21 protein-coding genes are annotated in these 22,167 nt (G+C 36.5%); 18 read left to right on the forward strand and 3 right to left on the reverse strand.

Features of this window, described 5'->3' with window-relative positions:
• The first annotated feature begins 1 nt into the window (after position 1).
• From H602_RS0107060 to H602_RS18340, 11 genes are all read left to right on the forward strand, one after another.
• Positions 2 to 946: an L-histidine N(alpha)-methyltransferase gene (locus H602_RS0107060; protein WP_035759088.1), complete on the forward strand. Its 945-nt coding sequence runs from the start codon at positions 2 to 4 to the stop codon at positions 944 to 946.
• A gap of 102 nt (positions 947 to 1,048) precedes the next feature.
• Entirely contained in the window at positions 1,049 to 1,207 is a 159-nt protein-coding gene (locus tag H602_RS19855; protein ID WP_157504954.1) for a hypothetical protein, read from the forward strand.
• A gap of 10 nt (positions 1,208 to 1,217) precedes the next feature.
• Positions 1,218 to 1,430 carry a hypothetical protein gene (locus H602_RS0107070; protein ID WP_026977389.1) on the forward strand — a complete coding sequence of 71 codons (213 nt, stop codon included), beginning with the start codon at positions 1,218 to 1,220 and terminating at the stop codon, positions 1,428 to 1,430.
• A gap of 15 nt (positions 1,431 to 1,445) precedes the next feature.
• Positions 1,446 to 2,129: a DUF421 domain-containing protein gene (locus tag H602_RS0107075; protein WP_035759092.1), complete on the forward strand. Its 684-nt coding sequence runs from the start codon at positions 1,446 to 1,448 to the stop codon at positions 2,127 to 2,129.
• An 85-nt stretch (positions 2,130 to 2,214) separates the two neighbouring features.
• Positions 2,215 to 4,005, forward strand: coding sequence for an ABC transporter ATP-binding protein (locus H602_RS0107080; protein WP_026977391.1), 1,791 nt, complete (start codon positions 2,215 to 2,217; stop codon positions 4,003 to 4,005).
• A gap of 377 nt (positions 4,006 to 4,382) precedes the next feature.
• Positions 4,383 to 6,329 carry a threonine--tRNA ligase gene (thrS, locus tag H602_RS0107085; protein WP_026977392.1) on the forward strand — a complete coding sequence of 649 codons (1,947 nt, stop codon included), beginning with the start codon at positions 4,383 to 4,385 and terminating at the stop codon, positions 6,327 to 6,329.
• A 22-nt stretch (positions 6,330 to 6,351) separates the two neighbouring features.
• A complete protein-coding gene (gene infC / locus H602_RS0107090; RefSeq protein ID WP_084404218.1) occupies positions 6,352 to 6,900 on the forward strand; it encodes a translation initiation factor IF-3 in 549 nt (182 codons plus the stop codon).
• Between the two features lie 96 nt (positions 6,901 to 6,996).
• A complete protein-coding gene (gene rpmI, locus H602_RS0107095; RefSeq protein WP_022827375.1) occupies positions 6,997 to 7,194 on the forward strand; it encodes a 50S ribosomal protein L35 in 198 nt (65 codons plus the stop codon).
• A gap of 178 nt (positions 7,195 to 7,372) precedes the next feature.
• Positions 7,373 to 7,717, forward strand: a complete 345-nt coding sequence (rplT, locus tag H602_RS0107100; protein WP_026977394.1) for a 50S ribosomal protein L20 — start codon at positions 7,373 to 7,375, stop codon at positions 7,715 to 7,717.
• A 180-nt stretch (positions 7,718 to 7,897) separates the two neighbouring features.
• A complete protein-coding gene (locus tag H602_RS18335; RefSeq protein WP_051224245.1) occupies positions 7,898 to 9,142 on the forward strand; it encodes a serine hydrolase domain-containing protein in 1,245 nt (414 codons plus the stop codon).
• Between the two features lie 134 nt (positions 9,143 to 9,276).
• The gene (locus H602_RS18340; RefSeq protein WP_084404219.1) at positions 9,277 to 11,091 is read left to right on the forward strand and encodes a M14 family metallopeptidase; all 1,815 of its coding nucleotides are present in this window, start codon (positions 9,277 to 9,279) and stop codon (positions 11,089 to 11,091) included.
• Between the two features lie 134 nt (positions 11,092 to 11,225).
• Here the strand turns inward: H602_RS18340 and H602_RS0107115 are convergent, their stop codons facing one another.
• Complete coding sequence (locus H602_RS0107115) at positions 11,226 to 13,202, reverse strand: alpha-ketoacid dehydrogenase subunit alpha/beta (RefSeq protein ID WP_026977395.1); 1,977 nt, start codon at positions 13,200 to 13,202, stop codon at positions 11,226 to 11,228.
• A 464-nt stretch (positions 13,203 to 13,666) separates the two neighbouring features.
• Between H602_RS0107115 and H602_RS18345 the strand changes: the two genes are divergently transcribed.
• The 7 genes from H602_RS18345 (at position 13,667) to lysM (ending at position 19,966) form a co-directional block, all read left to right on the forward strand.
• A complete protein-coding gene (locus tag H602_RS18345; RefSeq protein ID WP_035759097.1) occupies positions 13,667 to 14,896 on the forward strand; it encodes a DUF2254 domain-containing protein in 1,230 nt (409 codons plus the stop codon).
• 124 nt (positions 14,897 to 15,020) lie between these two features.
• Positions 15,021 to 15,971 carry an isopenicillin N synthase family dioxygenase gene (locus H602_RS0107125; RefSeq protein ID WP_026977396.1) on the forward strand — a complete coding sequence of 317 codons (951 nt, stop codon included), beginning with the start codon at positions 15,021 to 15,023 and terminating at the stop codon, positions 15,969 to 15,971.
• A gap of 78 nt (positions 15,972 to 16,049) precedes the next feature.
• A complete protein-coding gene (locus tag H602_RS0107130; protein ID WP_026977397.1) occupies positions 16,050 to 16,382 on the forward strand; it encodes a translation initiation factor in 333 nt (110 codons plus the stop codon).
• 139 nt (positions 16,383 to 16,521) lie between these two features.
• Positions 16,522 to 17,388, forward strand: a complete 867-nt coding sequence (locus H602_RS0107135; protein ID WP_026977398.1) for a nucleoside phosphorylase — start codon at positions 16,522 to 16,524, stop codon at positions 17,386 to 17,388.
• Between the two features lie 39 nt (positions 17,389 to 17,427).
• Positions 17,428 to 18,276, forward strand: a complete 849-nt coding sequence (locus H602_RS0107140; RefSeq protein ID WP_026977399.1) for a substrate-binding domain-containing protein — start codon at positions 17,428 to 17,430, stop codon at positions 18,274 to 18,276.
• Positions 18,277 to 18,298: 22 nt separating this feature from the next.
• Entirely contained in the window at positions 18,299 to 19,231 is a 933-nt protein-coding gene (locus tag H602_RS0107145; RefSeq protein WP_026977400.1) for a hypothetical protein, read from the forward strand.
• Positions 19,232 to 19,507: 276 nt separating this feature from the next.
• Entirely contained in the window at positions 19,508 to 19,966 is a 459-nt protein-coding gene (gene lysM, locus H602_RS0107150) for a peptidoglycan-binding protein LysM (protein WP_026977401.1), read from the forward strand.
• 911 nt (positions 19,967 to 20,877) lie between these two features.
• Here lysM and ung read toward each other — a convergent pair.
• Positions 20,878 to 21,552 carry a uracil-DNA glycosylase gene (gene ung / locus H602_RS0107155; protein WP_035759099.1) on the reverse strand — a complete coding sequence of 225 codons (675 nt, stop codon included), beginning with the start codon at positions 21,550 to 21,552 and terminating at the stop codon, positions 20,878 to 20,880.
• A gap of 42 nt (positions 21,553 to 21,594) precedes the next feature.
• Positions 21,595 to 22,134: an NADPH-dependent FMN reductase gene (locus H602_RS0107160; protein WP_026977403.1), complete on the reverse strand. Its 540-nt coding sequence runs from the start codon at positions 22,132 to 22,134 to the stop codon at positions 21,595 to 21,597.
• Positions 22,135 to 22,167: the final 33 nt, after the last annotated feature.

A 22,167-nucleotide genomic window follows, 5' to 3' on the forward strand; every position in this document is an offset into this window, starting at 1 on the left:
TATGACTCAAAACACGTTTAAAAACGATATTTACGAAGGTTTAAAAAGTAATCCAAAATCCCTTTCATCCAAGTACTTTTACGATGAAAAAGGAGATATTCTTTTTCAAAGAATTATGGCGTCCGATGACTACTATTTGACCAACGCCGACAATGAAATCTTTTCAGAGCAAACACAAGATTTGGCGAAAGCCCTTCAAACGGGAAACGAACCTTTTGATGTATTGGAATTAGGTGCTGGAGACGCCACAAAATCGACTTATTTACTACAAGAATGGCAAAATTCTGGTGCTGATTTCACCTATTATCCTATTGACATTTCATCCTCAATGATCTCTTATTTGGAAAATGACATGCCGAAACGCGTGCCGAATTTAAAGGTACACGGTTTGGCTGGCGAATATTTAGAGCAAGTTAGAGAAGCTCATCACCTCTCAAAAAGAAAGAAAGTAATTTTGTTTTTGGGTTCCAGTATTGGAAATTTCGAATTGCATGAAGCACATAACTTTTTGCGCAAACTTTACGATGAAATAAAAACGGGCGACGTAGTATTGGTTGGTTTTGATTTGAAGAAAAATCCGCATCAAATTTTAAAAGCTTACAATGATTCTGAAGGAATTACGCGCGATTTTAATTTGAATTTGCTTGAGAGAATCAACAATGAGTTAGGAGCTAACTTTGATGTTTCAAATTTTGAACATTTTCCGATTTATAATCCTTTAACGGGCGCTTGTAGAAGTTTTTTGATCAGTCAGATACCGCAAACCGTGCAGTTCAGTGATGGAACCGAAATTCATTTTAATGCGTTTGAGGCTATTGATATGGAGCTTTCTCAAAAGTTTTCGATTGAGGATATTGACCGAATTGCAATGCGTAATGGCTTTGAAAAACAACCTTACTTTTACGACTCAAACCATTATTATTGCAATGCCATTTGGAAGAAATAATTTTTGCTATTCAAATGTTGCAAGTTATCCGTTTGAAAACATAAGACGTTTAAAATGAAGTACTCTAAATTTGTAGTAATCTGAATGTTCAAAAAAATTGCTATGAAAATTTCAAATACCAAAAAAGTACTTACTACATCTAAATTACCTGAAAAAGAACCTGAAACTAAAGAGGTTTCGGACGTAAAGGATAATAGAGATCTAGAGAATAGTTTAACGGATTGGAATGCAGAACATAATCAGAGTGGTCGACATAAATAAATCGTGTACTATGAAAAAAAATGCATTACCCTTACCTTCGGACGGAAGTTCGAAAGTAAAAGAGATTTCTGATGGTGTTTACATCAATTTAAATCGGATTACAACTGATGAAAAAGAGTTTGATAAAGCCATTGAGGAGAGTTTTAAGGAACTTGAAAAAGAGGAAGAAAATACTAAATTGCGTGAAGAATCTGGATCAGCAAAATCCGCCGATAGTGATTAAAACATTTTATTAGTAATGAATTGGCAAGAGCTTTTGTGGGGCGATTTGGACGCTTCTTTTATAGACGACATCGCAATTCGAACTGTTGTAATGTTTTTAATTGTATTGCTTGCATTAAAGATATTAGGTAAGAGAGGGGTCAAACAACTTTCGGTTTTTGAGCTTGTAATCATCATTAGCTTTGGCTCTGCCGCCGGAGACCCAATGTTTTATAAAGAGGTAGGATTACTTCCGGCATTAGCCGTGTTTGTATTTATCATTATTTGCTATAAAATAACTACATTTCTAGTATTTAAATTTGCTGCAGTTGAAAAAGTTCTAGAAGGCGAACCCATCTATTTAATCGAAGACGGCGTGTTCTTAATTGAAAAATTCAACAAAGAACATTTGGGTTATGATGAGTTTTTTGCGGAAATGCGTCAGCAAAGTGTTGCTCATTTAGGGCAAATTGATATTGCTATTCTAGAAATATCTGGGGAGATGAGTTTGTATTTTTATGAAGATAATGACGTGCTTTTTGGCTTGCCAATTTTGCCCAATTTATTTACTAAGCAAATTTGTGAAATTACGGAAGAGGCTCATTACTCTTGTACTTACTGTGGATTTACAGAAATAATTGGAGCAAAACCGCTCCATACCTGCCCAAACTGCAAGCACACGAAGTGGGTACAGTCTATTAATTGTCCACGAATTACGTAAATCCCTGTTGAATTCAATTATAACCGCTTTGCAATTGTGGAAATCAAACTCAAGAATCTTATCTTTGCAATTCTAAATATATACGATGGCGCGACATTCTAAAGATAACGATTTACCAAAAGCTAAATTAACCTCCAATTCTCTTCAAAAATCATTACGGATTTTCAAATACGGCAAAGGTCATAAATGGAAATTTTACATCGGATTGGTTTTTTTACTCTTAACGAGTGCTACCGCTTTAGCCTTCCCAAAATTGATGGGAATGTTGGTGGATTGTGTTACAAATAAAGATTTGGATCAAGCCAATTACGTTGCGTTATTATTAATGGGCGTTCTGATCCTGCAAGCCGTTTTCTCCTTTTTTAGGATTTCACTTTTTGTGAATTTTACCGAAAATTCGTTATCCAATATTCGATTTGCCTTGTACGAAAACTTGGTTAAATTACCGATGACGTTTTTCTCACAAAAGCGCGTAGGCGAATTGAACAGCCGAATTAGTGCTGATATTTCCCAATTGCAAGACACTTTTACAACCACGATTGCCGAGTTTTTACGCCAATTCATTTTAATCATTGGCGGATTTATTATTCTAGGAAGCATCAGTCCCAAACTAACCTTAATGATGTTGGCAATTGTTCCATTAGTTGCAGTTGGCGCTGTTATTTTTGGTCGATTCATTCGAAAGTATGGTAAGAAAACGCAAGATAAAGTTGCCGAAAGTCAAGTTATTGTAGAAGAAACCCTACAAGGAATAACCAATGTTAAGGCTTTTGCCAATGAATGGTATGAAATCCAGCGGTATAAAAATAAAATCAAAGAAATTGTACAAATTGCCATTAAAGGTGGAGTCTACCGTGGTTATTTTGCATCCTTTATCATTCTGTGTCTTTTCGGTTGTGTGGTTGCCGTGGTGTGGTACGGAATTACATTGACCATTAAAGGTGAAGTAGAAGGTGTTGGCGATTTAATTTCATTCATTCTTTACACCACGTTTATCGGTGCTTCCTTTGGTGGAATCGCCGAAATGTATGCACAAATCCAAAAAGCCGTTGGTGCTACCGAACGTGTTTTTGAATTATTAGATGAAGCTCCCGAAGAAATCAATTCAACACCAAATCCTACTACCGAGAAAATTCAGGGAAATGTAATGTTTCAAAATGTATCTTTTAGTTATCCATCGCGCTCTGAAATCCAAGTCTTAAAAGACGTAAATTTTGAGGTAAACTTCGGTCAAAAAATTGCAATCGTAGGACCAAGTGGTGCCGGAAAGTCAACCATTGCTTCACTCCTACTTCGTTTTTACAACATTGACAAAGGAGAAATATTAATTGACGGTAAGAACATCAACGAATTTCAACTCGAACAATTAAGAGGAAACATGAGTATCGTTCCCCAAGATGTCATTCTTTTTGGAGGAACAATCAAAGAAAATATCGCCTACGGAAAACCATCTGCTACTGATGCAGAAATTATGGAAGCGGCAAAACAAGCCAACGCATTCAACTTTATCGAAGGTTTTCCAGAACAAATGGAAACATTAGTTGGCGAACGAGGCATCAAACTTTCAGGCGGACAACGCCAAAGAATAGCCATTGCAAGAGCCTTATTAAAAAACCCAAGTATTCTAATTTTAGATGAAGCCACATCTTCTCTAGACAGCGAAAGCGAGAAATTAGTACAAGAAGCCCTAGAAATTTTAATGCAAGGCAGAACCAGTTTCATCATCGCTCACCGACTTTCCACCATCCGAAAAGCCGACCAAATCCTAGTCCTTGACGGCGGAAAAATTACTGAAAAAGGAACCCACCAAGAGTTAATTGCCTTGGAAAATGGAACCTATAAAAATTTGAGTTCGTTACAGTTTAGTAACGAATAGCAAATTAAGATTAGAGTAGTGAATATTAAGACAAAATGAATGAAAGATTGAAAGACGGGAATTATTAAGATTAAGAAAAAAAGATAGCAGGATTGTTTGTAGGAAAAAAATCAAAAAGCTAAAAAGAAGCCGAAAGATGGTTTTACTATCCCCGACAGGTAGGAACATCCTGACCTAGTCGTTGCGAGGTACGAAGCAATCTAGGGCAGATGTGGGAGGATGGCGGGAACATGGATTAAAAAAAGCCGAAAGCCGTGATTCTAAAAAATTCAAAGCTTATTACTACTTCAATTCATAAATCTTAATTCTAAATTCCTAAATTTACCCCTTGTGTGGATTTTAAGAAAAATCTATCTTTGCAGTATAAATAAATTATGATGATACAAATTACGTTACCCGATGGGTCAGTTAAGGAGTTCTCGAAAGGAACAACTCCGATGGAAGTGGCAAAAAGCATAAGTGAGGGATTGGCTCGAAATATTATTTCGGCTTCTTTCAACGGAACTGCTGTAGAAACCACGACCGCATTGACGACGGACGGGTCGCTTATTTTATATTCTTGGAACGACAAAGAAGGAAAGAAAGCTTTTTGGCATTCTACTTCTCATGTGATGGCACAAGTTTTAGAAGAACTTTGGCCTGGGATCAAACTAACGTTAGGACCTGCAATTGACAACGGTTTTTATTATGATGTTGACTTTGGTGACCAAAAAATCACGGATGCCGATTTCAAACGAGTGGAAGACCGCGTTTTAGAAATTTCACGTGGTAAATATGAATTCTCAATGCGTTCGGTTTCAAAAGCAGATGCATTAGAAATTTACAAAGACAACGAGTACAAGACCGAAATGATTTCAAATCTTGAAGACGGAACCATCACTTTTTGTGACCATTCTGATTTCTTCGACTTGTGTCGTGGTGGTCATATCCCAAATACAGGAATCATCAAAGCATTCAAAATCATGAGTGTTGCTGGTGCTTACTGGCGTGGTGACGAGAAAAACAAGCAGTTGACACGTGTTTACGGAATATCATTTCCAAAACAAAAAGAGTTGACGGAGTATCTTTTATTAATTGAAGAAGCAAAACGCCGCGACCATAGAAAATTAGGTAAGGAATTAGAATTGTTTGCTTTCTCACAAAGAGTAGGTCAAGGTTTGCCGTTATGGTTGCCAAAAGGAGCTGCTTTGCGCGAAAGATTAGAGCAATTTTTGAAGAAAGCACAGAAAAAAGCGGGTTACGAACAAGTAGCTACGCCACATATTGGTCAAAAAGAATTGTATGTCACTTCTGGACATTATGAAAAATACGGAGCGGATAGTTTTCAACCGATCACAACGCCAACAGATGGTGAAGAATTTTTGTTGAAACCAATGAATTGTCCACACCACTGTGAAATTTACAACGTTCGCCCGTGGTCTTACAAGGATTTACCAAAACGTTATGCTGAATTTGGAACTGTTTATCGTTACGAACAATCAGGTGAATTACACGGCTTGACACGAGTTCGTGGATTTACGCAAGATGATGCTCATATCTTTTGTACACCAGAACAATTGGACGAAGAGTTCAAAAAAGTAATTGATTTAGTATTATATGTTTTCGGTTCGTTAGGATTTGAAAACTTCACTGCTCAAATATCGCTACGCGACAAAGAAAACAGAGAAAAGTACATTGGTTCTGATGAAAATTGGGAAAAAGCAGAGAATGCAATCATCAATGCGGCTAAAGATAAAAACTTAAGTACCGTTATTGAATACGGTGAAGCAGCTTTCTATGGTCCGAAATTGGATTTCATGGTGAAGGATGCTTTAGGACGTCAATGGCAGTTGGGAACGATTCAAGTAGACTACAATTTACCTGAACGTTTTGACTTAACTTACAAAGGCTCAGACAACGAATTACACCGTCCAGTAATGATTCACCGAGCACCTTTTGGTTCAATGGAACGTTTTATAGCTATTTTAATCGAACATACAGCAGGTAATTTCCCAATTTGGTTGATGCCAGAACAGGCTATTATATTGTCTTTGAGTGAGAAATATGAAAAATATGCTAAAAAAGTTTTAGATTTGCTAGAAAATGACGAAATTCGCGCCGTGATTGACAACCGAAATGAGACTATTGGTCGAAAAATTCGCGATGCAGAAACACAAAAGTACCCATTCATGCTGATTGTAGGCGAGGAAGAAGAAAAAAATGGTACGATTTCTGTACGTAGACACGGTCAAGAAGGAAAAGGAAATATTAGCGTTACTATTGAGGAATTTGCGGCAATGGTAAAAGAAGAGATCAGCAAAACATTAAAAACATTCAACGTTTAACTTAAATTTTAAGGCCATAGCAATAAGAAACAATAGAGGTTACCAGCCTCGAGTAGAAAAAAAAGATTTACACCGAATTAACAATTTAATTCGTGTTCCAGAAGTACGTCTAGTAGGAGATAATGTAGAACCAGGAGTTTACAAAACATCTGAGGCCTTGAAAATGGCTGATGCACAGGAATTTGATTTGGTTGAAATTTCACCAAATGCAGAACCTCCTGTATGTAAAATCATGGATTACAAGAAATTTCTTTACTTGCAGAAAAAGCGTGAAAAGGAATTAAAAGCGAAATCTACTCAAATTACTGTAAAGGAAATCCGTTTTGGACCTCAAACAGATGAACATGATTACGAGTTTAAAAGAAAGAATGCAGAGAAGTTTCTTAAGGAAGGTTCAAAATTAAAAGCATTTGTTTTCTTTAAAGGACGTTCTATTATCTATAAAGATCAAGGACAAATTCTTTTATTGAGATTGGCTCAAGATTTAGAAGATTACGGTAAAGTGGAAGCGATGCCGGTTTTGGAAGGTAAACGTATGATTATGTTTATAGCACCGAAGAAGAAAAAGTAAGTTCTAGGCGGTAGCCTTTAGCTGAAAGCTATTGGCCAAAAGCTGATAGCTAATATAAAAAGTAAGTAAGAATAAATTAAATACACACTAGGAAAAATGCCTAAAATGAAAACCAAGTCTAGCGCCAAGAAACGATTTAAAGTTACTGGTTCTGGAAAGATTAAAAGAAAGCACGCTTTTAAAAGTCACATCTTGACTAAAAAATCTAAAAAGCGTAAATTAGCTTTGACACACTCTGCACTTGTTCACAAGACAGATATGAAAAGCATCAAACAACAATTAAGAATTATCTAAATTAGTTTGCAGTTGTCAGTACGTTAGTTTGCAGTTTCAAAACTGAACACTAAAATTCTGAACACTGAATACTTTTTTAAAGATTCTTTAGGTTACAAATTATTCAATAACCTTGGAGTACGGCCTTAAGTTCCTTTGATTTAATTCAGGACGCCTGCTACAAAAACACATTAAAATTATGCCAAGATCGGTAAATTCAGTTGCTAAAAGAGCACGTAGAAAAAAAATAATGAAGCAAGCCAAAGGTTACTTTGGTAGACGTAAAAACGTTTGGACAGTTGCAAAAAATGCGGTAGAAAAAGCAATGTGCTATGCATACCGTGATAGAAAACAGAACAAAAGAACATTCCGTGCATTGTGGATCCAACGTATCAACGCTGGAGCTAGATTGGAAGGATTGTCTTATTCTCAATTCATGGGGAAAGTAAAATCTAACGGTATCGAATTGAACCGTAAAGTTCTTGCTGATTTAGCAATGAATCACCCTGAAGCTTTCAAAGCTGTTATCAATAAAGTAAAATAAGAACGTTTGTCAAACTCTAATTTACTTCTTACTTATATAGAAAATCCCAATCGAAAGATTGGGATTTTTTTTTTCAAAAATTGATATCTTTGTTTCATATATTAGCTCCTACTCTGTTAGAACTTAAAACTAAACTATTAGGTCTAAATTTGATTTACTACTTATAAAAATTCCTCTAAAATGAAATACTTACTATTTATATACTTTCTGTCGTTCAGTTTTTCCACGTCCATTGCACAAGTAACCCCAGAAAAGATCCACACCCCTAAAATTAAGGATCCAAAAACGTTGAAAGATGTTTTGGATTTAAAAAATATTGCCCATTCTTATCTGAATATGCAGGATTACTTTCCATCAAAAACAGTAGAAAAATCTGCAAACCCTGCTCCTTTTCCTAAAGTAGAAAATAGACCATTGCCCACAAATTTCGCATACAGAGGATCAACTTATAATGCTCAAAAGTACATCGACTCTTCGTACACACAGGGCTTCATTTGGATTCAAAATGATACAATTCAATATGAGAACTATTGGAGTGGACAAAAAGAAGACAGTAGACACATTTCTTGGTCCATGTCAAAATCGTATGTTTCTGCTTTATTTGGGATTGCAATAGAGGAAGGTTACATTAAAAATATCGATCAAACTGTGGACGAATATTTGCCAGAATTAAAGCACTCAGGATATAATGGCATAAAAATAAAAGACGTTTTGCAGATGGCAAGCGGTATTGGATTTAATGAAGATTACAGCAATCCAAAGGCAGATATCAATGTTTATTGGAATGGATTTGTTTCTGGAAAGTCACAAGATGAGTTTGCCAGTACGTTACTCAATCAAAGACCACCTGGGAAATACAATCAATATGTAAGCATTAATACGCACGTTTTGGCGATGATTATTATTAAGGCGACTGGAAAAAGTTTAACGAACTATTTGCAAGAGAAAATCTGGAAACCGCTCGGAACCGAATATAATGCGTATTGGCTCGTGGACGGCGAAGGAATGGAAATGGCGTTAGGGGGATTGAACGCCACGATACGTGATTATGCAAAACTAGGTCAACTTTATTTAAATAAAGGGATGCACAATGGAAATCAAATTGTTCCAGCCGCATGGATTGAAAGTTCAGTTACAGCTACAGAAAAGCACTTACTACCGTCTACAAATGGTGGAACCGGTTACGGCTACCAATGGTGGATTCCTAGTGGGAATGAAGGTGAATATATGGCAATTGGTATTTTCAATCAATACATTTACATTAATCCTACTACAAAAACTGTTATTGTAAAAAATTCAGCGAATCAAAATTACTACGATGGTAGCAATCCATACCGTTCATCAGAAGTTCATTTAGCGTTATTTAGAAAATTAGCTCATTTAAATCACTCAGTAAAAGCAACTAAAAAAGATGTGACAAGGTAATGGATTGATGTGACAAATTTTTAATTAATAGAACACTACTTCTACTACTTTTCAAAAAATAATACCGTGAAATTTTAACTCCTTTGAGAACGCAGAGCCCATTAAGTCAACAGAAAAAGTAATAAGCAAGCATTATGAAAACACTTTTATCAGCATTATTTATAAGTTGTACACTGCAATTGACCGCGCAATCCATTCTCCCACCAGCGATGAAATGGAGTGGAAAAAGTGAATCTTTGATTGTCAACGCTAAAAATCCATGGATTACTCCAGTTGAAAAATCCAATTTTGAAATAACGCCAACTTACGATGAGACGATGGTTTGGTTAAAAAAGCTGTGTGACAGTTCGTCTTTGCTAAATATGATTTCGATTGGAAAAAGTGTCGAAGGACGTGATATCATTATGATTATTGCATCATCTGAAAGCACTACATCTGCAGCAGATTTGACAAATTCTACCAAATCCTTGTTTCTCGCACAAGCTGGAATTCACTCGGGCGAAATTGACGGTAAAGATGCTGGAATGATGTTGTTACGGGACATTGCATTTGGCGGAAAAAAGGCGTTATTAGACAAAGTTAACTTCTTATTTATTCCAATATTGAGCGTGGACGGACACGAACGTTCTTCAGTTTACAACAGACCGAATCAACGTGGACCTGAAAATATGGGTTGGCGAACGAATGCACAAAATTTAAACCTCAACAGAGATTATGCAAAATTAGACACCCAAGAAATTCGGGCAGTTGTAAAAGTAATGAATACTTACAATCCTTCGCTGTATATGGATATTCATGTCACAGATGGTGCTGATTATCAATATGATGTTACTTATGGTTTTGGTGATAAAAACAGTTATTCACCATCAAGTGAAGTTTGGTTATCCAAAATATTCAAGCCAGCGGTTGATCTTGAATTGCAAAAAAACGGACATATACCCGGCCCATTTTTGAATGCCGCAAGTAATTTTGGATTTGCCGAAGGAAATATATCATTTAAAGGAAGTCCACGTTATTCTGCAGATTACGGAGATTTACGTCATCTTCCTTCTATTTTAGTTGAAAATCATTCCTTGAAACCATACAAGCAACGCGTTTTAGGAACGTACGTTTTGCTGGAAAGTGCGTTAAACATTTTAGCTAAGGAAGGGAATTTACTGAAGCAAAATATCCAAAAAGACCAAGCGCTGCGTGCCGAAAAGTTGAATATGGCTTGGAAAATTCCTTCAGATGGTGAAAAATGGGTAGTACATAATAGCATCGACTTGTTAGCAATCGACTCCAAAATAGTAAAGTCAACCGTAACTGGTGCAGATTACGTGGAATGGTTGGGAAAGCCGGTTTCTATCAAAGTTTCAAATTATGTTGCTAATGAAGCAATCAATTTTGTAATCCGTCCAAAAGGCTATTGGATTCCGGCTTCTAATGCAGACGTTATTGAACGATTGCACCTGCATGGCATTCAAATGAAAACCAGTACCGAACCACAAGAAGTACAAGTGCAACTTTACCGCATTACCGATTATAAATTTGAAGATGAAAATCAGAGATCACTACCGTTTGAAGGACGTTTTATGGTAAATGCACAAACCAAAACAGAAATTAAGACTGAAATATATCCAGCAGGATCCGTTTACATTTCTACCGATCAACCTTTAGGAGATTTGGCAATGTTGCTGCTCGAACCTTCGTCGAAAGATTCATTTTTCAGTTGGGGATTTTTTCATACCATCTTTCAGCGCACCGAATATATGGAACAGTACATTATGGAACCTTTGGCAAAAAAAATGTTAGCGGATTCGCCTGAATTGCAAAAGGAATTTGAGTTAAAGAAACAGCACGATCCGGCCTTTGCCAAAAACCAAAATGCAATTCTAACCTGGTTTTATAGTAAAACAAAGTATTATGACAGCAGGTATTTATTGTATCCTGTGGGAAGGGTTTTATAATTTGTTGATGAAATAAAAATCAATATATTGATATACAATTTTAAATGAGTCGGTTACAAACTTAAATATCAGACACAAAAAAAGGGAAGCAAATCTAACCATTTGCTTCCCTTTTCTATTTTTCTCTTCATTTATTAATACGCTACTAATTCTTTCAACGCTTCTTCAAAACGACCTTTGCTTAAAAACTGATCTTCCAACGCTTTAGTAAATGGAATTGGCGAATCCAAACTGGCAACCCTTTTTACAGGACCATCCAGATATTCAAAACAATGTTCCATTATCATAGCCGAAATATCACTAGCAATTCCTCCAAACATTGTATCTTCTTGTAAAATAATTGCTTTACCTGTTTTCTTTACAGATGCAAAAATAGCTTCGGTATCCAGCGGTTGCAACGTTCTTAAATCCAATAGATCAGCATTGACTTCAGGATTGTTTTTCAACGTATCCAATGCCCAATGCACAGCTGCTCCAAAAGCAATAATTGTTACATCCTCTCCTTCTTTCAATAACGCCGCTTTTCCAAACGGAATGGTGTAATAATTTTTAGGTACGTCTTGGTGAACGCTTCGGTACAATTGTTTATGTTCAAAAAACATTACTGGATTCGGATCATTAATTGCCGTATTCAGCAAACCTTTTGCGTCTATAGGAAATGCTGGGTAAACCACTTTTAAACCTGGTGTTTTAGTAAACCAAGCTTCATTGGTTTGCGAATGAAAGGGACCGGCTTGCGTTCCACCACCACACGGCATTCTCACTACAACATCAGCGTTTTCCAACCAACGATAATGTGATTTTGCTAATAAATTTACAATTGGATTGAAACCTGTTGACACAAAATCAGCAAACTGCATTTCTACAATCGCTTTATAACCGTTAATCGAAAGTCCCATTCCTGCAGAAACTACAGCACTTTCACAAATTGGAGTATTTTTTACTCTTCCTTTTCCAAATTGAGCTACAAAACCATCGGTGATTTTAAATGCACCACCATATTCAGCAATGTCTTGACCCATGATGACTAAATTGTCATGACGTACCATTGATTCTCGCATACTATTGGAAATTGCATCTATAAAACGAATATTTTCCACGTCTTCTGAAGGTGCAAATTCTTCAAAATCGTAAGGTTTGTAAACATCATTCATTTCTCCGTCAAAAGTAGCTTCGATATCCGGTTCCGTTTGGACCATAGCCCAATTTTGATCGATTTCTAACTTGATTTCTGCACGAATTTCATTGTCAACGTCATCTGTAAGTACTTTTTCATCTTTTAAAAATGTTCGGAAATTTTCCACTGGATCTTTCGCAGCCCACATGTCCATCAACTCCTGCGGCACATATTTGGTACCACTCGCTTCTTCATGACCACGCATTCTGAATGTTTTAAATTCCAATAAAACAGGTCTTGGCGTTTCAATCATCGACTTTTTTAATTCCGACAGTTTATTAAACACTTCTAAGATGTTATTTCCATCAATAATGTGCGATTCCATTCCGTATCCCACACCACGATCGGCTAAATTCTCGCAACGGTATTGTTCATTTGTAGGTGTGGAAAGTCCGTAACCGTTATTTTCAATTACAAACATTACTGGTAATTCCCAAACAGCTGCAATATTTAAGGCTTCGTGAAAATCGCCTTCACTTGTTGCTCCTTCACCCGTGAAAACAGCGGTGATTTTTCCGTTTTTCTTTAACTTGTTTGCCAAAGCAATTCCGTCCGCCACACCCATTTGTGGACCTAGATGCGAAATCATTCCGATAATTTTATATTCTTGCGTCCCAAAGTGAAACGAGCGATCGCGTCCTTTGGTAAAACCGTTTGCTCTTCCTTGCCATTGCGAAAACAATCGGTTTAAAGGAATATTTCTCCCTGTGAAAACACCTAAGTTTCGGTGCATTGGCAATATGTACTCGTCATTATCCAAAACGGCCGTTACTCCACAAGCAATTGCCTCTTGCCCGATTCCTGAGAACCATTTGGAAACTTTACCTTGACGGATTAGAATTAACATTTTTTCCTCAATCATTCGAGGCTTTAAAATGCGTTTGTATAAATCAATTAATTGATCGTTGCTCAACTCTTTTTTATCGAAAATCATAATAATCTAACTTATGTTGGGTTGTTTTTTAACGTCCCAAAAATAGGGAAAAATAAAGGTATAAGATTGAAATGTTTTCATATTTTTCTCTTTAATTGTATTCCAAATAAATTTAAAAACTCTAACTGTTTTTATTAAGAGCAAGTATAATAATTGTCTTTAATATATTGCTGAAACACTACATCTTACAACGAATCATTTATTATTTAATTTACTGTTCCGTGCATTTCTCTTCATCTATCAACTTACACAATATTGAAATTAATAACTGAACTGCTTTACATTCCACAAAAGGTATAACTATTGTGCGCGTTGCTAAAGATTTATTTTTTTTATCTTTAAGTTCGAAAATTTATTTCGTTTCGTAATGGCGATTAATTCACAAGTACAAAGTAGTTTTTCTGCTGAAATTTAAATATCTTACGATTTATAAACCGCAAACATTTTCTCAAACACCAAACTGCATGATTGACAATTTAAAAAAATGGCTTAAGTTCTACTACAACAATATGATTAGCAGTATTGCATTTTATCCTGCATTTATGGCGTTGGGATTTTTACTCTTGTCTTGGGGAATGCTAGAATTGGACTTTTCAGATTGGGGAAAAGAGTTGAAAACCGGCTTCAAATGGTTGCGACTTCAAGACCCTGGAACGGCACGATCCATCATTTCTACTATTGCTGGAGCGGTCATTTCATTAACCGTATTTAGTTTTTCGATGGTAATGATTGTCTTGAATCAAGCCGCTTCACAGATGAGTAATCGGGTGTTGAACAGCATGATTCAGAATCGTTTTCAGCAATTGGTTTTAGGGTTTTATATTGGGACTATAGTTTATGCATTGTTCCTTTTAAGCACCATTCGCGATATTACAAGCGGCATTTACATCCCAGCGTTGAGTATTTATTTACTGATTTTCTTTACCATCGTTTCGATCTTTTTATTCATTTACTTTCTGGATTACGTAACACGAACCGTGAAATTTGAAACGGTTATTGAACGCGTCATGAAGCAGACATTCACGACCATGAAAAAGGATTTTGTTTGCTTAGAAACGCCAGTAATTCCTTGGTTAAACCTACCCTTTGTTACCCTAAAAACACAAGAATCCAATTACTTTCAAAATTTTGACAAAAAGCGACTCTTAGAACTGGCACAGTCCGAAAACCTCTTCATCTCTATTATGCAACCTAAAGGAACTTTTCTTTTAGAAGGAATGGAACTTATAAAAATATATTCCGAAAAAACCATAAGCGATGAATGTCAGAAAAGCATCAGAGCCACCTTTGAATTTTATAACGGCCAGCCAATTGATGTAAATGCTGACTACGGTTACCGACAACTTTCGGAAATTGCAATTAAAGCCTTAAGTCCAGGAATTAATGATCCCGGAACAGCTGTAATTGCTTTGCAATCTTTGATCAGTTTGCTTTGCTATCGCCTTGAAAAAAGCAGTCCAACTCTTTTTACAGACCTTAATAAAATGCCACGAATTCATTTTCCCGTACTTAATTTTCAAACCATTTTTGAGGAATGCATCGGTCCTATTTGGAATTACGGAAAGAATGACCAGTCGATTCAAAAGGAATTACTTGCGCTAATTCAACAGCTCAAGGACGCTGACGGCGAACAACTTTATTCAAAATTATTTGACACTTATATTGCAAAAATCGAAAACACGCGCATTTCTTAAATCAGACGTGCTTAGTATTTATTGTTCATAACTTTAAAAATACTCATTCCAATAAATTTGATATCTTTGTAACAGCAAGGTTTTAAGCCTTGAGCAAAGTTATTAACATATATTATTAAAGAGTATGCAAAATATTCCTAGTGTTGACTTGCGTGATTTCCTTTCGGACAACCCGGAACGTAAACAAAAATTTGTAAATGAAATCGGACGGGCTTTTGAAGACATTGGCTTCGTCGCATTAAAAGGTCACTTTTTAGAGGACCAATTGGTAACTGAATTGTACGGAGAAATCAAAAATTTCTTTGCATTACCAGTAGAAACCAAATATTCGTACGAAATTCCAGGTATTGGAGGACAGCGCGGTTATGTATCTTTTGGAAAAGAACATGCCAAAGGCCGAAAAGAAGGAGATTTGAAAGAGTTTTGGCACTTTGGCCAATACGTGGACAAAGATTCAAAATGGGCTGATGAATATCCCGATAATGTGGAAGTTAAAGAACTTCCTAATTTCAACAAAGTGGGAAAAGAAGCGTATCAGATGCTGGAGAAAACAGGTATCTACGTTTTAAGAGCTTTAGCCTTGCATTTAGGTTTAGATGAATTTTATTTTGACAACTACGGAAAAGAAGGAAATTCAATTCTTAGACCAATTCACTACCCTCCAATTACACAAGAACCAGCAAATGCCATTCGTGCAGCAGCTCATGGCGACATCAACTTGATTACACTTTTAATGGGTGCTCAAGGCCGTGGTTTACAAGTGCAAAATCACGAAGGTGAATGGCTGGATGCGATTGCAGAACCGGACGAATTGGTAATCAATGTGGGCGATATGCTTTCTCGTCATACCAATAACAAATTAAAATCTACGATTCACCAAGTGGTTAATCCGCCGAGAGAATTGTGGGGAACTTCAAGATATTCAGTTCCGTTTTTTATGCATCCCGTGAGCGACATGCGATTGGATTGTTTAGAGAACTGCATTGATGAAGAGCATCCAAAATTATACGAAGACATTTCTGCAGGAGAATTCTTGCACGAACGTTTGGTAGATTTGGGATTAATTAAAAAATAAGTTTTACTTTTATAGTATAAAGGAAAGACATTGAGTTTTGCTTGATGTCTTTTCTGTTTTTAAAATATTTCAAAAATAATGGACCTACAAGACCAATTAAAAAACCTCTTCCCCGACCACGAACCTTCTACTGAAATTGAGGAAGTTTCCAATGAACCCAAAGAACTCTATATTCAAAAGGAGCCTATGATTTGCAAGTTCGAAAAACGAAAAGGAAAACCAACCACAATTATTGCAGGATACGAAGGAGCAGACGAGGACTTTAAAATTTTAGCCAAGGAAATCAAAAATAAATTAGCCGTTGGCGGAAGTTTCAAAGATGGAGAAATCATCATCCAAGGAAATTACCGCGATACAATAATGAAATACCTACAAGAAAAAGGTTTCAAAACGAAGCGTGTGGGTGGATAAAAATTTTCAGTTTCGCAACAACTGGATTAGTTGATAGTGTTAGTACTTTTAGCGACCAACTGCCCAACTTTAAATTTGAAACTTTAAACCTTTCTCCTCAACCTTAAACTTTTAACTTTAAAAAAAATCAAACAAAATTATGATTCAATCATCAGAACTTATATTAAATCCGGACGGAAGCGTTTACCATCTCAATTGCAAACCAGAACATATTGCACACGACATCATCTTTGTTGGTGATCAAAATCGGGTAGAGAAAATTACTCAATTCTTTGATTCCATCGAATTTTCTACACAAAAAAGAGAATTTAAAACACAAACGGGAATGTATAAAGGAAAACGATTGTCGGTTATTTCGACAGGAATCGGTCCTGATAACATTGATATTGTCATGAACGAACTTGATGCATTAGTCAATGTCGACTTCGCAACGCGTCAACCCAAAGAAAAACTAACCTCTTTAAACATCATTCGTGTGGGAACTTCGGGCTCTTTGCAGGCGGATATTCCTGTGGATAGTATGGTGATGTCCAAATTCGGTTTAGGATTAGACAACATGCTGCACTCCTACTTAATTGATAAAATCACACATCCTGAAATTGAAGATGCTTTTATCTCTCAAACCAATTGGGATTTGAAAAAAGGCCGACCTTATGTAATTTCATGCAGCGAAAAATTAGAAAAATTAATTGAAAGCGACCAAATTTTCAAAGGATTTACCGCCACAGCACCTGGATTTTACGGTCCTCAAGGTCGCGTAGTGCGTCTTGCCATTCAAGATCCCGCATTGAATCACAAGATGGATAATTTTAAATTTGGGGTAACCCGCATTACAAATTTAGAAATGGAAACTGCAGCTATTTATGGCCTATCAGCACTTTTAGGGCATGAAGCACTTTCTTTAAATGCAATTGTTGCCAATCGTGCCAACGGAACTTTTAGCGAAGATCCTTACAAAGCGGTTGACGCACTAATTGCGTATACTTTAAATAAATTAGCGGAATAAAGGAGTACGATTACAGTATCAAGAAGTAAGCAGCATAAAATGAAAACAATAAAAATAGCCGGCGTTCCCGAACATTTTAATCTTCCTTGGCAATTGGCCATTGAAAACAACGAGTTCAAAGACCAAAATATCGACCTTCAATGGACTAATGTTCCTGAGGGAACTGGCAAATTGTGTCAAATGCTTCGCAACGGCGAAACTGATTTGGCCGTAATTTTAACCGAAGGGATCATTAAAGATATTCTGGCCGGAAATCCGTCTAAAATACTGCAAGTCTACGTGCAAAGTCCTCTAATTTGGGGGATTCACGTAGCTGAACCTTCTAGTTACCAAACCGTAGAAGATTTACAAGGCACCAAATGCGCCATTTCCCGAAAAGGGTCCGGTTCAGAATTGATGGCGTATGTTAACGCACACAATCAAAACTGGAATACAAAGGATTTAAAATTTGAAATCATTAACACCATTGATGGTGCCGTAAAAGCATTGACCGCTGGCGAAGCAGATTATTTTATGTGGGAGCGCTTCATGACCAAACCACTCGTGGATCAAGGGATTTTTAGACGATTGGGCGATTGCTTGACGCCGTGGCCCAGTTTTGTTATCGTGGCAACGGATGAAATTATTAAAAACAATCCAAGTGCAATTCAAAAAATTGCAGATACCATCAATTCAAAAACGGCTACTTTCAAAGAAATCCCTGAAATTAATGCCACTTTAGCGTCAAGATTCAATCAGAAAATAGGAGATATTCAAGACTGGATTTCCCTAACGCAGTGGTCTCAAGCGCCAATTGATGCAGATATGTTAAACAATGTTCAAAATCAGCTTCTTGAATTCGGCATTATCGATAAAAAAGGTACTTTTGCTCAACTGGCCTTGCGCTAAAAGTAGCCTTCGAAATGCACCCATGATTCAGGAAACAAAAACGAAAATTCAACACTTACGAAGTAAATTCCAGCTCAAAAGGCCGTGGAACAACATCGTCATTTTCCTATTAAACATACTGATTACGATTCCTATTTTCATCATCATCCACCAAAACATCATTGATCCGGAGTGGCCTTTTCAGATTGACCGAATTTTACTTTTTATAGCGATCATTGCCATTATTCAGCTCATATTACGACTGTTAAGAACCATTACCATAATTGCACTCGGCATTTATTTGCTGGTCTTAATGTACGGAACCACGATCGGAAATTACGGTTTCAGTGAGGTCTTTGAAGATTATCGCTCCATGATGTACCTGATGTTGGACAATGCCAACCCGCAAGATTTGATTATCTCAAAACTGCTTCCCTTTCCCAACAAGACTAAGATTTTAAATGCTATTGATTTTCAGAATCCCAAAGTAAGGAACTTTGCCTTAATGGCAACAACTGAAAATTTTAGGGACGTAAAAGGCTATCATGAATACCGAATGATCATCCAATGCTTTGCGGTTTTTAAAGAAGTAAAGCAGCGTTGGAATTACGTAGACGATCCGAAAGGTAAAGAATACATTGCCGCAGCAAGCGAATCTGTGATGCATTTTTCGGGAGATTGTGACGATCATGCTATTATGATGGCGGCTTCCATCCGAGCTGTTGGCGGCACTCCGCGACTCATTCATACGGGTGGACACATTTATCCTGAAATGTTAATTGGTGATAAAAAGGATTTGGAAACCATTAATTACCTCATAAAGGAAGTCCTTTTTCAGCGGGAAAGTAAAGGAAAAGAAATTCATTACCACATTGATGAACGCGGCCAAATCTGGCTCAACCTCGATTACACTGCCAAATATCCCGGAGGTCCTTTTATGTCCGAAGAAATTTTAGGTGCTTTGACATTGAATTAATATGGTGACTGCTTTGCTGCAATTAGGTGCAATAGTAAACTACTTTGAATTTAAATTCCCTAATGTAATGAATCATTTTGCTTCATAAAAAGCTAAGTTATACCATAGTTTAAGCTGATGCTACTTATATTAGTTTAGGAAAGTAAAACTATAAATGATCTTAAAAAAGTAGTGTTGAAATCTCACAACAAAAGTTTTTCATAGTGTAACCCACCCACTTGATGAAAGCCCTAACTTCGTAATAATCATTTTTGTAACAATTAAAAACAAATTATTATGGGCTTATTCTCGTTTATTAAAGGAGTTGGAGAAAATATTTTCAGTAAAAAAGAGGCTAGCACTCCAGCAGTTGAAACGCACCAATTGAAGGCAGGCGAATTGATGGAATACGTAAAAAAATTAGGATTAAAATACGAAATTTTGAAAATCACACTTCGCGGTGACGACGTAATTCTAGAAGGAAAAGTAGCCAATCAAGCCGATTCTGAACGAATTACACTTGCTGTTGGAAATGTAACTGGTGTGGATACGGTGGACAACAATATGGAAGTATCCGAACCGAAACCTGTTTCTAAATTTCACACAGTGGTGAGTGGCGATACGCTTTCAAAAATTTCTAAAACGTACTATGGTGATGCAATGAAGTACAACAGTATTTTTGAGGCAAATAAACCAATGTTGACCGATGTAAACAAGATTTATCCCGGACAAGTATTGCGTATTCCCGAATTATAATACTCATACTATAACTGTTAAAAGAGTCGTTTTACGGCTCTTTTTTTTGTTTGTATAGTACGTAATGAACCGTAGAAAGTTGATATAAGTGTATTGCAGTAAAATTCATAGAGTTGATGGAAGTGCAATACTACCTCATTTTGCTTTTAATGATATATATTATTTTCTATGTGCTTTTTAGCAAAAAAAATCGCAAAACAACGTTGCATTTTCAACATGACGTGCTCCTCTTGCTGAGTTGAAGTGGAAAAAGAGAAGATTTTAAGCGTACCGCTATTTTTAAAGAACCTGAGCTGAAACAAGTTTATAACAATTAGTGATTCCTATAATGAAAGTCTTTTAGAGTTCGAGGAGTACTTAATTATTTTGAGCGTATGGGTGATGGTATACTATAATCGTCCTCTTCAATTATAATTAATTTTTAAACTCTCCTATCTACAATTTTATCCCATTTGTGGCACTTCCTTATGATTACATCCCATACCGCTTCTAGTACCATCATCTTCTTATAGGAAGGTACTATCATTGCATGGAATTTATAGCACCTTTCTATAGGAATGTAGTATCATTACAAGTAAACTATAACACCTTCCTATAGGAAGGTATTAGCATCGCGTGGAAATTATAACACCTTCCCATAGGAATGTAATATCATTACAAGTAAACCATAGCATCATCCTATAGGAAGGTAGTACCAGTGTGAGGAATTTATAGCATCTACCTATAGGAATATGCTATTAGCGCAAGTAATCTATAGTATCTTCCTATATGGGCACATGAAGTATAGTTTAATCCTTATTTAATCTGTTACAATTTTTTGAAGGAACGAAGTGTTATTTCTCACTTATGCCACTCTACAGCAAAATGTTTAAAGGTAATGAACTCTTGATCTGAACATTTATTGTAAAAAACTACCACTTAATTGCCTTCTTCTTTGCTTTTCGCAAATATTTGTTCGTCAAGCTGAAATGCTTGTTGCCAAACCATTTCCCTTGGTTGGCACTCATGGGCGACGGATGTCCACTTGTCAAAACCAAGTGCTTTTCGAGATCAATTTTAGCACCTTTTTTTTGTGCAAAATTTCCCCACAATAAAAACACAACACCTTCTTTCTCCTGATTGATGTGTTCAATTACCGCATTGGTAAAAACGCTCCAATTCAAATGTTTATGACTGTTGGCTTTGTCTTTTTCCACTGTCAAACCAGCATTTAAAAGTAAAACGCCTTGTTTGGCCCAACGTTCTAAACTTCCAAAAATGGGCAAGTCCGTTCCCAAATCTTCGTTGAGTTCTTTAAAAATGTTTCGCAAGGACGGCGGAATCCGTGTGCCATCCGGAACTGAAAAGGATAAACCGTGCGCTTCTCCCAAACCATGATACGGATCTTGACCCACAATTACCACTTTTAAATGATCCCACTCGCAGTAATTAAACGCTTCAAAAATGAGTCGCTTTGGCGGAAAGCAAGTGGTTAGATCGTAAGCGTCTGCAACTTCGCTCCACAATTTTTCAAAATACGGTTTTTCAAATTCAGATTGCAACTGATTGAACCAAACGGAATTTATATTTAAAGTTTCAGGAGTCATGGAGGCGAATTGTGATAAGATTTTTGAATTACGATTTAGGATTTAATTTTGGGCTGCTTCTTGAACGATTTTCACGGCTTTTTTAAGTTCGGAATCCAATTCAGCATTTGAAATCGTACTGGTTTCTTGATTAAAATTATATTCAAAACTCGGTAAGGAAAAGACGGCTTTTACATTTGAATCAAATCGCGGCAAGTTACTTTTTGCAATTTCCAAAACAAGACTTCCTCCTCCTCTACCTGGGGAAGTTGCCATCAGTAGCATAGGTTTTTTGTTGAAAAAATCCCTCTCAATGCGGGAACACCAGTCGATAATGTTTTTAAATGCCACCGAATAATTGCCGTTATTTTCAGCTAATGAAAGCACAAATATATCTGCGGATTTTAATTTCAGTAAAAATTGTACAGCTTGTTCTGCTTGTCCAATTTTATTTTCAATATCAATACCATAAAGTGGTGCTTCATAATCGTTCAAGTCGAGGATTTCCACATCGGCACCTTCAAAAAGACTTGCGGCATAAGTTGCCAACATTTTATTAATGGATACTGAACTGTTACTTCCTGCAAATGCGATGATTTTCATATAATTATTTTTTAGTTTAAACGCTTTAAGGCA

This window comes from Flavobacterium tegetincola DSM 22377 (genome assembly GCF_000425485.1).
GTDB lineage: Bacteria > Bacteroidota > Bacteroidia > Flavobacteriales > Flavobacteriaceae > Flavobacterium > Flavobacterium tegetincola.

Excerpts from the sequence above, each read along its gene's own strand:
- H602_RS0107060 (WP_035759088.1), top strand. The coding sequence starts at position 2 with ATGACTCAAAACACGTTTAAAAACGATATTTACGAAGGTTTAAAAAGT.
- H602_RS19855 (WP_157504954.1), top strand. The coding sequence starts at position 1,049 with ATGAAAATTTCAAATACCAAAAAAGTACTTACTACATCTAAATTACCT.
- H602_RS0107070 (WP_026977389.1), top strand. The coding sequence starts at position 1,218 with ATGAAAAAAAATGCATTACCCTTACCTTCGGACGGAAGTTCGAAAGTA.
- H602_RS0107075 (WP_035759092.1), top strand. The coding sequence starts at position 1,446 with ATGAATTGGCAAGAGCTTTTGTGGGGCGATTTGGACGCTTCTTTTATA.
- H602_RS0107080 (WP_026977391.1), top strand. The coding sequence starts at position 2,215 with ATGGCGCGACATTCTAAAGATAACGATTTACCAAAAGCTAAATTAACC.
- thrS (WP_026977392.1), top strand. The coding sequence starts at position 4,383 with ATGATACAAATTACGTTACCCGATGGGTCAGTTAAGGAGTTCTCGAAA.
- rpmI (WP_022827375.1), top strand. The coding sequence starts at position 6,997 with ATGCCTAAAATGAAAACCAAGTCTAGCGCCAAGAAACGATTTAAAGTT.
- rplT (WP_026977394.1), top strand. The coding sequence starts at position 7,373 with ATGCCAAGATCGGTAAATTCAGTTGCTAAAAGAGCACGTAGAAAAAAA.
- H602_RS18335 (WP_051224245.1), top strand. The coding sequence starts at position 7,898 with ATGAAATACTTACTATTTATATACTTTCTGTCGTTCAGTTTTTCCACG.
- H602_RS18340 (WP_084404219.1), top strand. The coding sequence starts at position 9,277 with ATGAAAACACTTTTATCAGCATTATTTATAAGTTGTACACTGCAATTG.
- H602_RS0107115 (WP_026977395.1), bottom strand. The coding sequence starts at position 13,202 with ATGATTTTCGATAAAAAAGAGTTGAGCAACGATCAATTAATTGATTTA.
- H602_RS18345 (WP_035759097.1), top strand. The coding sequence starts at position 13,667 with ATGATTGACAATTTAAAAAAATGGCTTAAGTTCTACTACAACAATATG.
- H602_RS0107125 (WP_026977396.1), top strand. The coding sequence starts at position 15,021 with ATGCAAAATATTCCTAGTGTTGACTTGCGTGATTTCCTTTCGGACAAC.
- H602_RS0107130 (WP_026977397.1), top strand. The coding sequence starts at position 16,050 with ATGGACCTACAAGACCAATTAAAAAACCTCTTCCCCGACCACGAACCT.
- H602_RS0107135 (WP_026977398.1), top strand. The coding sequence starts at position 16,522 with ATGATTCAATCATCAGAACTTATATTAAATCCGGACGGAAGCGTTTAC.
- H602_RS0107140 (WP_026977399.1), top strand. The coding sequence starts at position 17,428 with ATGAAAACAATAAAAATAGCCGGCGTTCCCGAACATTTTAATCTTCCT.
- H602_RS0107145 (WP_026977400.1), top strand. The coding sequence starts at position 18,299 with ATGATTCAGGAAACAAAAACGAAAATTCAACACTTACGAAGTAAATTC.
- lysM (WP_026977401.1), top strand. The coding sequence starts at position 19,508 with ATGGGCTTATTCTCGTTTATTAAAGGAGTTGGAGAAAATATTTTCAGT.
- ung (WP_035759099.1), bottom strand. The coding sequence starts at position 21,552 with ATGACTCCTGAAACTTTAAATATAAATTCCGTTTGGTTCAATCAGTTG.
- H602_RS0107160 (WP_026977403.1), bottom strand. The coding sequence starts at position 22,134 with ATGAAAATCATCGCATTTGCAGGAAGTAACAGTTCAGTATCCATTAAT.